The 10,468-nt window shown below is 71.8% G+C and carries 13 protein-coding genes and 1 riboswitch; of the genes, 6 read left to right on the top strand and 7 right to left on the bottom strand.

All coding sequences use genetic code 11. From position 1 onward, the window contains the following. The coding region (locus tag ABT095_RS08305; RefSeq protein ID WP_350528503.1) for an MFS transporter at positions 1-846 on the bottom strand (846 nt) is incomplete at its 3' end. Between the two features lie 234 nt (positions 847-1,080). Here ABT095_RS08305 and ABT095_RS08300 point away from each other — a divergent pair. Beyond that, complete coding sequence (locus tag ABT095_RS08300) at positions 1,081-1,518, top strand: DUF7878 domain-containing protein (protein ID WP_350528502.1); 438 nt, start codon at positions 1,081-1,083, stop codon at positions 1,516-1,518. Positions 1,519-1,527: 9 nt separating this feature from the next. Further along, the gene (locus ABT095_RS08295; RefSeq protein ID WP_350528516.1) at positions 1,528-1,962 is read left to right on the top strand and encodes a hypothetical protein; all 435 of its coding nucleotides are present in this window, start codon (positions 1,528-1,530) and stop codon (positions 1,960-1,962) included. A gap of 6 nt (positions 1,963-1,968) precedes the next feature. On the opposite strand, the gene ABT095_RS08290 is transcribed toward ABT095_RS08295, so the two are convergent. Both ABT095_RS08290 and aceB read right to left on the bottom strand, forming a co-directional pair. Next, positions 1,969-2,355, bottom strand: coding sequence for an allophanate hydrolase-related protein (locus ABT095_RS08290; RefSeq protein ID WP_350528501.1), 387 nt, complete (start codon positions 2,353-2,355; stop codon positions 1,969-1,971). 133 nt (positions 2,356-2,488) lie between these two features. Further along, positions 2,489-4,138, bottom strand: a complete 1,650-nt coding sequence (aceB, locus tag ABT095_RS08285; protein WP_350528500.1) for a malate synthase A — start codon at positions 4,136-4,138, stop codon at positions 2,489-2,491. Between the two features lie 193 nt (positions 4,139-4,331). Here aceB and ABT095_RS08280 point away from each other — a divergent pair, with 193 nt between their 5' ends. Next, positions 4,332-5,126, top strand: coding sequence for an IclR family transcriptional regulator (locus tag ABT095_RS08280; RefSeq protein WP_350528499.1), 795 nt, complete (start codon positions 4,332-4,334; stop codon positions 5,124-5,126). A 7-nt stretch (positions 5,127-5,133) separates the two neighbouring features. Here the strand turns inward: ABT095_RS08280 and ABT095_RS08275 are convergent, their stop codons facing one another. Beyond that, entirely contained in the window at positions 5,134-5,445 is a 312-nt protein-coding gene (locus ABT095_RS08275) for an antibiotic biosynthesis monooxygenase family protein (RefSeq protein ID WP_350528498.1), read from the bottom strand. A 100-nt stretch (positions 5,446-5,545) separates the two neighbouring features. Between ABT095_RS08275 and ABT095_RS08270 the strand changes: the two genes are divergently transcribed. Further along, positions 5,546-6,007 (top strand): hypothetical protein, encoded by a 462-nt coding sequence (locus tag ABT095_RS08270; RefSeq protein WP_350528497.1) that lies wholly within the window; start codon positions 5,546-5,548, stop codon positions 6,005-6,007. 3 nt (positions 6,008-6,010) lie between these two features. On the opposite strand, the gene ABT095_RS08265 is transcribed toward ABT095_RS08270, so the two are convergent. Continuing rightward, positions 6,011-7,195: a glycoside hydrolase family 16 protein gene (locus ABT095_RS08265; protein ID WP_350528496.1), complete on the bottom strand. Its 1,185-nt coding sequence runs from the start codon at positions 7,193-7,195 to the stop codon at positions 6,011-6,013. 2 nt (positions 7,196-7,197) lie between these two features. Then, positions 7,198-7,397, bottom strand: a riboswitch (cyclic di-AMP (ydaO/yuaA leader). Between the two features lie 160 nt (positions 7,398-7,557). After that, positions 7,558-7,830 (bottom strand): hypothetical protein, encoded by a 273-nt coding sequence (locus tag ABT095_RS08260; protein WP_350528495.1) that lies wholly within the window; start codon positions 7,828-7,830, stop codon positions 7,558-7,560. Between the two features lie 218 nt (positions 7,831-8,048). On the opposite strand from ABT095_RS08260, the gene ABT095_RS08255 reads away from it, so the two are divergent. Together ABT095_RS08255 and lepB are read left to right on the top strand one after the other, a co-directional pair. Beyond that, positions 8,049-8,378, top strand: coding sequence for a MoaF-related domain-containing protein (locus tag ABT095_RS08255; RefSeq protein ID WP_350528494.1), 330 nt, complete (start codon positions 8,049-8,051; stop codon positions 8,376-8,378). A 93-nt stretch (positions 8,379-8,471) separates the two neighbouring features. Then, the gene (lepB, locus tag ABT095_RS08250) at positions 8,472-9,251 is read left to right on the top strand and encodes a signal peptidase I (RefSeq protein WP_502884836.1); all 780 of its coding nucleotides are present in this window, start codon (positions 8,472-8,474) and stop codon (positions 9,249-9,251) included. 3 nt (positions 9,252-9,254) lie between these two features. On the opposite strand, the gene ABT095_RS08245 is transcribed toward lepB, so the two are convergent. Beyond that, positions 9,255-10,445 (bottom strand): tetratricopeptide repeat protein, encoded by a 1,191-nt coding sequence (locus ABT095_RS08245; RefSeq protein ID WP_350528493.1) that lies wholly within the window; start codon positions 10,443-10,445, stop codon positions 9,255-9,257. Positions 10,446-10,468 lie beyond the last annotated feature (23 nt).

The following is a 10,468-nucleotide window of genomic DNA, read 5'->3' as shown; positions in this document are numbered from 1 at the left end:
GCTGCGCCGGCGCAGCAGGGTCACGGCGCGGCCCCGCAGGGTCGCGGTGGCCAGGGTGACCGAGCCGAGCAGCAGTGACGGCTGCCAGCCGGGCAGGTGCAGGACGTCGATCACGAACACCGGCGCCACGACCGTGCAGAGCGCGACGGTGAAGGTGATCGAGGTGTAGGCGGCCATCAGCGTCAGGAAGCCGCGGTCGGCCAGCACCTGCCGGAAGCCCGCGGCCGCCGCCGGGGCGGCCCGGACCGGCCGCTGCGGCGGCACGCCGAACATCACGACCAGCACCCCGCCCAGGAAGCTCACCGCGTTCAGGGCCACGACGAACCGGTAGCTGCCGACCGACCCCACCGCCATCAGCGGCCCGGCCGCCAGCGCGCCGACGGTCGCACCGGCCGACTGCATCATGCCCGCGGTGGCGAACACCTGCTCCTTCGCCACCGGCCCCGCGACGTCCCCCAGCAGGGTGAACAGCGACGCCCAGAACGCCCGCTGCCCCGCCGCCGCGGCCAGGGTGGCGGCGAGCGCCGCGGCGCTGCCGTGCGCGGCTAGCAGGCCTGCCGTGCCCAGCCCCTGGACGGCGAACGCGGCGATCACCATCCGCCGCGCCCCGGTCCGGTCGACCAGGGCACCCACCAGGGCCGGGACCGCCAACGAGACCAGGGTCGCCACGGCGGTCACCGCCCCCGCCGTCGACGCCGTCAGCCCGACCACCCGGATCTGGAACAGCAACGCCATCGGCAGGAACATCCCGGTACCGACGGCATCGACCGCCGCCGCCACGAACACCGCCACCCGCGGGCCGACCCTCCGGCCCGCTCCCGCCCCGGCGTGGCCGGCGCCGCGCATCCCCCACCTCACTTCACTGGTGGAGCGAGAATCGCGTCCCCTTGATCCGTCTGTCAACAACCCTCCGTCAGCAGGCCCATGAGCCGGACCAGTTCCGGCAGCCGCAACGCACCGGCCTCCCGCCCTTTCTCGCCGCCAGGGCCCGCCGCGAGGCCTGAGCGGCTCAGCAGCGCGACCTCCGCTCGATAGAGTGGTCCGCATTCTGGTGGCCGGGGTCGGGTCGGAGGCGCAGCGGTGCAGTTCATCTGCCGGAACTTCGGGATGCCGGACCTGCCCCGGCGCGGTCTCACCCCGCAGGAGGCGCCCCTGGAGGTGCTGCTCATCGACATCGAGGCCGACCTCTCCGTCCGGGAGCAGGGCCGGGAGGTGTGGTCCGAGGTGGCGTTCCCCGTGGCCGAGCTGGCGTACGAGCTGGCGCACTGGCTGCGGAGCCCGGGGGGCGGCCAGGAGGACTTCCGGATGAAGTCCGGCGTGGCCGAGGACGGCCTCATCCGCATCGTGCGCTCCGACGCCGGCTGGCGGGTGGGCTCCGTCCTCACCCCGGACTTCTGGACCGCGCCCGTCCCCTGGGACGTTCTGGTGGCCGAGCTCGGACGTTTCGACCGCACCGTCCGCGAGGGCGTCACCGCGCTGGGAATCGACCCCGCCTTCATCCCTGCTGTGGGGGGCTGAGCCTTGGGCGTGGTCGAGCGGCTCTGGGCGGCCGGGCGGATGCCGCTCTGCACCGGGCTGTACCGGGCGGACGACACCGCGCTGGACCTGGACGTGCCGGGGCCGGGGGCGTACCACCCGGATGCCGGGCAGCCGATCCCGTTCCGGGTCGGCGGCCCGCTCGAGGTGGCGTGGGCCGTCGCGGAGGACGGCTTCGACGAGGCTGACGTCTGGTTCGAGAGTGCCCTGCCGGACGGATCGGGGTCGCTGTTCGGCGGGGGCGGCGGGATGGGCAACATCGGCTTCCTCGCCCGTACCGGCGAGGACCGGACGCTGCGGTGGATCGCCGTGATGTTCAGTTCCAACCCGTTCGTCGGCGTGCGCTACGAGGGCACGGACGCCGTCTTCACCAACGAGTGGCGGAACCTGCTGCGACTGGACCTCTCGGACCCGGTCTTCCGCTGAGCGCCCTCAGGCCGTGCGGCCCAGGGTGGCGAGGTAGGCGCGCCAGCCGCCGAAGGTGGTGATCTCGCGGTGGGCGCCGGTCTCCAGCTCGCCCCGGGCGAGGAGCATCGACAGGCACGGCGTGCCGTCGGCCAGCTCGATGACGCCCAGTTCGAGCTCGCGGGGCTCGCCGGGGAGGATCACGTCGCGCAGGTGCTCGAGCGTGATGTCGTAGAGCTCGCCCTCGACGGCGGTGTCCACGGTGGGGTCGGGCCACAGGCCGGGGCAGACGTCGCGGATGGAGAAGAAGCGGTAGCCGGGGGCGGTGGTGACCGGGCCGACCAGGGCGTCGGCGACGGAGGCGTGGAACGGGCCGCCGACCATGGCCTGGCCGTTGAAGAAGATACGGGCCATCAGAAGAAGCTCCAGACAGGAGGCCGGGTCACGAGTGGGTGACCCGGCCGCGACGTACGGACCGTAGCAATCGCCGTCGCCAGTAGGACAAGGCGGCAGGCGGCGAGAGCTGGTCCGACGGATAGGTTGGGTGTCAGCCCAGGAGGGCGAGTGCGGGCAGGGTGAGGAAGTCCGCGAAGTCCTCCGCGAGCGCGACCTGCTCGAACAGCCTGGCGGCCTCGGCCCAGCGCCCACCGGCGTACGCCTCGTCGCCCAGCTCGGCCCGCAGCGCGGCGAGCTCCTCGGCCACCAGCCGGCGGACCAGCTCGGCCGTCGCCTTCTCACCGGTGTCGGCGAGCACCACGCCGTTGTGGATCCACTGCCAGATCTGCGAGCGCGAGATCTCGGCGGTGGCGGCGTCCTCCATCATGTTGAAGATGCCGACCGCGCCCAGGCCGCGCAGCCAGGCCTCGATGTACCGGACGCCGACCTGGACGGCATTGTGCAGACCGGCCTCGGTGCAGCTGCCGCCCGCGCCCGCGATGTCGAGCAGCTCGGCGGGGGTGACGGGTGCGGTCGGGCCGGGGTTGTCCTTCTGGTTCGGGCGCTCGCCCAGCACGGCGTCGAAGCAGGCGCGGGCCACCGGGACGAGGTCCGGGTGGGCGACCCAGGAGCCGTCGAAGCCGTTGCCCGCCTCGCGGTCCTTGTCGGTGCGGACCTTCTCGAACGCGACGGCGTTGATCTCCGCATCGCGCCGGGAGGGGATGAAGGCGGCCATGCCGCCGATCGCGTGGGCGCCGCGCTTGTGGCAGGTCTGCACGAGCAGACGGGTGTAGGCGGCCATGAACGGCGCGGCCATGGTGACGCTGTTGCGGTCCGGGAGAATGAAGGCCTCGCCCGCGTCGCGGAAGTTCTTGACGATCGAGAACAGGTAGTCCCAGCGGCCGGCGTTGAGCCCGGCGGCGTGCTCGCGCAGCTCGTAGAGGATCTCGTCCATCTCGAAGGCCGCGGTGATGGTCTCGATCAGGACGGTCGCCCGGACGGTGCCGTGCGGGATGCCGAGGGCGGCCTGGGCGTGGGTGAAGACCTCGTTCCAGAGGCGCGCCTCGAGGTGGCTCTCGGTCTTCGGGAGGTAGAAGTACGGGCCCGAGTTGGGGTCCTGGGCGCCGCGGGCGAGCAGCCGGGCGGCGTTGTGGAAGAAGTAGAGGCCGAAGTCGAAGAAGGCCCCGGCCACCGGCACGCCGTCGACCAGCAGGTGGTTCTCGTCCAGGTGCCAGCCGCGGGGGCGGACCACCACGGTGGCCAGCTCGGCGGCGGGCTTCAGGGCGTACGACTTGCCGGCCGGGGTGGTGAAGTCGATCCGGCCCTCGTAGGCGTCGATCAGGTTGATCTGGCCACTGACCACGTTCTCCCAGGTGGGGGCGGTGGCGTCCTCGAAGTCGGCGAGCCAGACCTTGGCGCCCGAGTTGAGCGCGTTGATCACCATCTTGCGGTCGGTCGGGCCGGTGATCTCCACCCGGCGGTCCTGCAGGGCGCGCGGCGCCTCGGCGACCTTCCAGTCGCCCGCCCGGACGTCAGCGGTCTCGGGCAGGAAGTCGAGGGTGCCGGCGGCGGCGATCTCCGCGCGCCGGGTCTTTCGTCGGGCCAGGAGCTCCTGCCTACGACCTTCGAAGGCGCGGTGCAGACCCACGACGAAGGCGACCGCCTCCGGGGTGAGCACCTCTTCGGCGCGGGGGACGCGCGGACCGGCGACAGTGACGACCGGGGCGGGGGCAGCGGCGCCGGGTCCTTGATCTGCAGCCATGGGCAGGACACTCCTTGGACGGTTCTCGAGCCAGCGAAGGAAGCTCCGGTGGGAACTTCCTCGATCCGAACCCACCTACTGGCGAGTTCTGTTCTGTAAGGTGGAGACTAGTTTCCGCGATACAGAATTTCAACGGTTTGTTGAGAGAGATCGCCGGGACTCTACCCCTCCTCCGACAGCGAAGGGAAAGCCGGTGTCCAGCACCCCCGCCTCCGCACCCGCAGGCAGCGACCGCACCACCGGCGGCGTGCAGTCCGTCGAGCGCGCCTTCCAGCTCCTGGAGGCACTGGCCGACTCCGGCGGAGTGGCCACCCTCAGCGAGCTCTCCTCGGTCTCCGGCCTGCCGATGCCGACCATCCACCGCCTGATTCGTACCCTCGTGCAGCAGGGCTATGTCCGCCAGGACACCGCCCGCCGGTACACCCTGGGTCCCCGGCTGATCCGCCTCGGCGAGACCTCCGGCCGCCTGCTCGGCAGCTGGGCCCGGCCGTACCTGGCCGAGCTGATGGAGGCCACCGGCGAGACGGCCAACCTGGCGGTGCTGGAGGGCGGCGAGGTGGTGTACGTCGGCCAGGTGCAGTCGCGGCGCTCGATGCGGATGTTCACCGAGGTCGGCCGCCGGGTGCAGCCGCACTGCACCGGCGTCGGCAAGGCACTGCTCGCGCAGCTGCCCGAGGAGGAGGCCCGCGCGGTGCTCGGCCCCCAGCCGCTGCAGTCGCACACCCCGTACACGGTGACCGACCCGGACCAGCTGCTCGCCCAGCTCGCCGTGGCCCGCGAGCGCGGGTACGTGGTGGACGACCAGGAGCAGGAGATCGGCGTACGCTGCATCGCCGTCGCGGTACCGGGCGCGCCGACCCCGACCGCCCTCTCGGTCTCCGGCCCGGAGGCCCGCATCCAGGCCCTGGAGGAGCAGACCGGCAGCGCCGGGCTGGTCCCCGTGATGCGGCACATCGCGACCCGACTCGGTCAGGTCCTGGCCCCCTGAGCGGAGGTCAGCTGACCATCAGGGCGCCGATCTGAGTCGCCGTCACCTGGAACACCGACAGCTGCGGCTCCGCACCCACGTCCCGGAACAGCTTGGGCGCCGCCGCCAGCTTCGGATTGGCCCGGACGGCATCGAGGGCCGCCTTGTCCCGCCAGAGGCTCTGGATCCGCCACACCCCGTCCGCACCGCGCAGCAGCTCGGTGCGGACCAGCCCGTCCGGCAGCGGGCCGGCGATCAGCTCCCGGTACGACGTGACCAGCTCGGCCTCCCGGTCGTTCGCCACGACCGCACTGACCTCGCTCAGCACCTGTCCGCCCATCTCGCCCACCTCCGACGATCTGCCGAAAAACCGGACACGAACCAGCGTACGCCGCTACATTGGGTAGTCGATCGAATACCTTCTGTGAAAGGTGAACGGCATGGTCCGTTTGGCGATGGCGGCAGCGGCGGCACTGGCCCTGGCGGCGCTGGGCGCCGGCCCGGCGGGGGCGCGGGTCCTCCCGTCGGACTCCGACCTCGAGGTGGTCCGGATCGATCCGGACGCGACGACCCCAGGCGGCGAGACGGTGGTCCACGCCTTCGTGGCCAACGACGGGCCGGACACCACGGCTTCCCCCTTCACCGTCGAGGTGGACGTGCCCGGCGGGTTCACCTTGCTGACCCCGACCTTCCCCGCCACCTGCTCCACCTACCCGCACATGGTGCGCTGCACCTTCGGCCCCGGCCTCGCGCGTTACCGGACGGCGACCGCCCTCGTCCCGGTGGCCGTTGACGCAGACGTGCCCCCCGGCACGAAGGCCGAGGGGCACGTACGGGTCTTCAGTCTGGACGACCACAACCCGCGCAACAACGAAACGCCGTTCACCCTGACGGTGAGCTGACCGTCAGCGGTACACCCGCACGTAGTCGGCCTGCATGGTGATCGGGGCCGAGCCGGAGGGGGCCGGGTGGTACTGCCCGGCCCCGACCGAGAGGTTCAGGATCACGTACGCGGACCAGTTCGAACCGACACCGGTGCCGTCGGAGAAGACCTTCACCCCGTTGACGTACCAGTCCACCGATTTGGCGCCGTAGTAGGTGCCGATGGTGACCCACTGGTCCTTGTTGATCGCGCTCGCGTCGGTGTAGTACTTCGAACCCGACTTCACGTGGTTGGTGAGCTCCAGCAGGTTCGGGTTGTCGGGGTGGTACTCGAACGAGTCGATCTCCCCGTTGCCGTTCTTCCAGGTCCACAGCGCCGGCCAGGCACCGGAGCCGGCGGGCAGCTTGACCCGGGTCTCGGCGTAGTCGCCGGTCTTGACCTGGAAGCCCTCCTTCGTGCCCTCGGTGGTGAGGAGGCCGGTGTCCCAGGCCTGCTTGCCGTTCTCCAGGGTGTGGCTGGAGGGGTTCGCGGTGAAGGTGGCCACCCCGTTGGCCACGCTCACGTTGTTCGGGTTCAGCCAGTCGAGCTTGTTGTCGTCCGGGTTGTGGTTGCCGTAGCGGTACGAGGTGCTCGTGTTGCTCGCCCAGCGGTTGCCGTCGACGCTGCTGTTGAACTCGTCCGACCAGGTCAGCGCCTTGCCCGGCACGGGCGAACCGGTGGTCGGCGACGGCGTGGGCGTCGGGGTGGGGGTCGGAGTCGGCGTGGGGGTCGGCTTCGGGGTCGGGGTGGGCGTCGGCGTGACCGAGGAGCCGACGGTCAGGGTCCGGGAGGCGAGGTTGTGCCAGCCGCCCGAGAGGTCCTGCCAGAAGCCGAACTGGGTGTACGTCCCGGCCGGGAGGGTGCGCGCGCCGGTCGTGATCGAGACGCCGCTCGGGCAGATCCGCACGTTGGAGGCCGACCCGGGGAAGTCCAGGTTGCGGCCCGCCGCGTCGCGGATGCCCACGCCGAGGGTCTTCGCGGTGAAGCAGGAGGTGGAGTGCACGGTCAGACCGGCGGAGGCGGCCTGGCCGGCGGCCATCGAGGCCGGGGTCAGCCGGTCCTGGGTCACGCCGACGGCGGCCTGGGCCTGGCCGGCGAGCGGGACGGCCACGAGGGCCGCGACACCGGCGGCGGCGCCGATGCGGGCAGGGGTCACGGATATGCGCATGTTGGTCAGCCCTGTGAACGCCTGCGAGGTGAGCTGTCGGGTTCGGGCACACGGGTAGCCCGGCCGCCTGTGGAGCGGCTTCACCCCTAGCCGGGCCCGTCCGGCACCTGCGGGGTGGCAGGGCAGGGGGCATCGGCGACTTACCTGGTTCCCCCGCTCCCGCCCGCTCTTCTCCTGCTCGAGTACCCGGCGTCGGATGGGTGGGATTCGGCGTCCCGACGACGGGGTCCGCACGACGCGGACGACTTGTGAACGGTAAGCAGGGTGGCTGAGCACGGCCAAGAACTTCGCCCCCGAAGCGACGCACCTCACACCGGGCCCCGGGCGGCCGAGCCGCCCGGGGCGGTCGAGCGGGTGGTCCGTCAGTGCGGCTGGCTGACCTGGTAGCAGGCGACGTCGTACTGGGACGGCGCGCCCGCCTTGCTGTACGCCGCGCCGCCGGTGCCGGGGCCGGTCTCGTTGAAGGCCGAGCCCGGGGAGCCGGACGCGTGGCCGGGCTCGTTCGGCGCACTGGAACTGAGGCAGGTCTGGTTCGGCTGCCCGTGGCCGCTCGGGTTGGCTGCCGCGAAGGCCGCGCCCGCGCCGCCGAGGGCCAGCAGCAGACTCAGGAGGCCGGCCGCCATCGTGCGGAGCATCTCTCCTCCCAGGTGGTTCGAGTCCACGCGGCCGGTCGGCCGCGCGCCCTCCCCCTACCGGTACGTACGGGAGCGCCGCCGCGTTCAGCAGCAAGCGAAATGGAGCCGCGCCCGGTCAGCCGGTTCGGATAAGTTGGTGCCCGGTGTGTCGGCCGACGCCGCACCGAAGCACGCCGTACCGCCGCTCACCCACTGCCCGAGACGAGGACCGCCCGAAGATGACCGCGCCCCTGCCTGGCTTCGCCGGACACACCTACCTGTTCCAGGTCGACAACGGCGCGGCCTTCCGCAACGCCTACTCCGCCGACGGCACCCGGCTGCGCTGGGAGGGCCTGGGCGAGTCGGCCGGCCAGTGGGAGGACGTCTCGCTGCACGTCGCCCAGGTCGCCCCGCAGATCTGGTTCGTCAGCTGGACGGAGGCGAGCGGCATCACCGTCAGCCACGTGATGGACCTGGGCGCCATGACGGTCCGGGTCTTCTGGACGTACCAGGGCGAGGGCGGCCGCTTCGGCGAGCTGCACACCGGCACCCTGGAGCAGCTGGTCTGACCTGACGGCCCCTCGGCCCGGGAACCTTCGTTCGTTAGCAGTGGGCGGGGGCGCGGCTCCCCGCCAACCAATCATCCAGGGGGAGCAGTAGAGATGAGCACCGAGGACACGGCCGAGGAGGCCGCGACGGAGGCGGCGGAGGCGCCGAAGGAGTCGATGGACGAGAAGGACGCCAAGGACGCCAAGGACTCCAAGACGACGAAGAAGCGGCCGTTCTGGCAGGAGCTGCCGATCCTGGTGGTGGTGGCGCTGCTGCTCTCACTGGTCATCAAGACCTTCTTCGTGCAGGCGTTCTCCATCCCCTCCGACTCGATGCAGCCGACACTGGAGCGCGGCGACCGCGTCCTGGTGGACAAGCTCACCCCCTGGTTCGGCGCCACCCCGGAGCGCGGTGAGGTGGTGGTCTTCCACGATCCGGCGAACTGGCTGGGCGACGATCCGAAGAAGAAGCCGGGCAACGCCGTCCTGGACGGGATCGGCGAGGCGCTGACCGCGGTCGGGCTGAGGCCGTCCTCGGACGAGAAGGACCTGATCAAGCGGGTGATCGCGGTCGGCGGCGACACCGTGCAGTGCGACAGCGGCAGCCCGGTGAAGGTCAACGGCGTGCCGCTGGACGAGCCGTACATCTACCCCGGTGCCACCCCGTGCAACGACCACCCGGCCGGCACCGTCACCGTGCCCAAGGACCACCTGTGGGTGATGGGCGACCACCGCAACGACTCCGCCGACTCGCGCTTCCACACGGCCGAGCCGAGCGGCGGCTTCGTCCCCGTCAGCGACGTGGTCGGCCGCGCCTTCGTGGTCGCCTGGCCGATCGACCGCTGGCACACCCTGCCCGTCCCCCACACCTTCGACCAGAAGCAGCTCCACTGAGCTCTACCCCAGCGCGGCGAGTTCCGCCTCGGCGGCGACGGTACGGGGGTGCCGGGGGCCGAAGTACTCACGCCAGGCGGCGGCGCAGCGGGTGAGCTGCTCCGCCGCCTCGGCGCTCCGGCCCTGGGCGGCGAGGACGCTGCCGAGGGTGGTTTCGGCTTCCAGGGTGGCGTGGTGACGCGGGGTGAGGTGGGCCTCGGCGAGGTCGGCCGCCTGCCGTGCCTCGGCCTCGGCCTCGGCCAGGCGGCCGAGCCCGAGCAGCACCTGCGCGGTGACGGTGGCGACCGGTGCGGCGAGGGCGACCCGGCGGTCTGCCTCGCGCTGGAACTCCGCCCTGGCTTCGGCGGCGGCCAAGGCCTCCTCACCACGACCGCTGCCGGAGAGGCTGCGGGCCAGACCGAGCGTCAGGGTGACGCGCATGTCGCTGCCGGGCCAGCTCACCTTCGGCAGTTGCTCCAGCGCGGCTCTTGCAGTGGCCTCGGCCCGCTCGTGGCGGCCGAGCCCGTTGAGTGCCAGGACGCGGGCGTTCGTGACAGCCTGCCAAAACAGGTCCTTCCCTTCGTGCAGCTCGATGAGCTCATCGCACTCGCACTCGGCCTGCTCGTACTCGCCGAGGTGGACCAGGTTCTGGACCCGGTTGGCCCCGGCCCTCAGCGTCAAGATGTGGTCATCGCCGTGGACCCGGGCGTACTGTGCCCGCAGCTCCAGCGCCTCATCGGCGGCCTCGCGGTGGCGGCCCAGGGCGGACCACACCCGGAGCTTGGTGTCCCAGGCCTTCAGGGCGAACTTGTCGGGAGCGGCACGACGGCCCAGCACGGCCAGGAGGAGGCTCAAGGCCTCCTCGGGGCTGCCCTGCTCGAGAAGCAGGTTGGCGAGGCAGATCCGCGCCTCGCAGGTGATCGCTTGGTCCTCACCCATAACGGCCGGACAGTGCCGCACCAAGTCTCGGAACTCGGCCACGGCCTCGTCCCGGCGGCCCAGTCGCGGGAGCGTTTGCGCCCACTCGCCGCGGGCCTGCAGGGTCAGCGGGGCTTCGGCGCCGAGCCGGGCGGTGCGCAGCTCGGCCGCCTGACGGCAGGCCTGCTCAGCCTGCTCCCAACTCTCGTCCGCCGCGAACCGAATGCCTGCCAGACGTAGTTCGTCGGCACGCTGAAGGTCCCGCTTCTTTCCTCCGCCCAACAGCCCCGCGAACATGCCACTCCTCTCGATGGAGCGAT

This window comes from Kitasatospora sp. NPDC002227 (assembly GCF_040296285.1).
In the GTDB taxonomy this organism is placed as follows: domain Bacteria; phylum Actinomycetota; class Actinomycetes; order Streptomycetales; family Streptomycetaceae; genus Kitasatospora.
Note: the sequence above shows the minus strand (reverse complement) of the source record. Positions and strands in the feature narration are given on the sequence as shown.

Bases quoted from the DNA above. Each gene is read 5' to 3' on its own strand.
- ABT095_RS08290 (WP_350528501.1), bottom strand. From the start codon at position 2,355: ATGGCCCGTATCTTCTTCAACGGCCAGGCCATGGTCGGCGGCCCGTTC.
- aceB (WP_350528500.1), bottom strand. From the start codon at position 4,138: ATGGCTGCAGATCAAGGACCCGGCGCCGCTGCCCCCGCCCCGGTCGTC.
- ABT095_RS08275 (WP_350528498.1), bottom strand. From the start codon at position 5,445: ATGGGCGGACAGGTGCTGAGCGAGGTCAGTGCGGTCGTGGCGAACGAC.
- ABT095_RS08270 (WP_350528497.1), top strand. From the start codon at position 5,546: ATGGTCCGTTTGGCGATGGCGGCAGCGGCGGCACTGGCCCTGGCGGCG.
- ABT095_RS08265 (WP_350528496.1), bottom strand. From the start codon at position 7,195: ATGCGCATATCCGTGACCCCTGCCCGCATCGGCGCCGCCGCCGGTGTC.
- ABT095_RS08260 (WP_350528495.1), bottom strand. From the start codon at position 7,830: ATGCTCCGCACGATGGCGGCCGGCCTCCTGAGTCTGCTGCTGGCCCTC.
- ABT095_RS08255 (WP_350528494.1), top strand. From the start codon at position 8,049: ATGACCGCGCCCCTGCCTGGCTTCGCCGGACACACCTACCTGTTCCAG.
- lepB (WP_502884836.1), top strand. From the start codon at position 8,472: ATGAGCACCGAGGACACGGCCGAGGAGGCCGCGACGGAGGCGGCGGAG.
- ABT095_RS08245 (WP_350528493.1), bottom strand. From the start codon at position 10,445: ATGTTCGCGGGGCTGTTGGGCGGAGGAAAGAAGCGGGACCTTCAGCGT.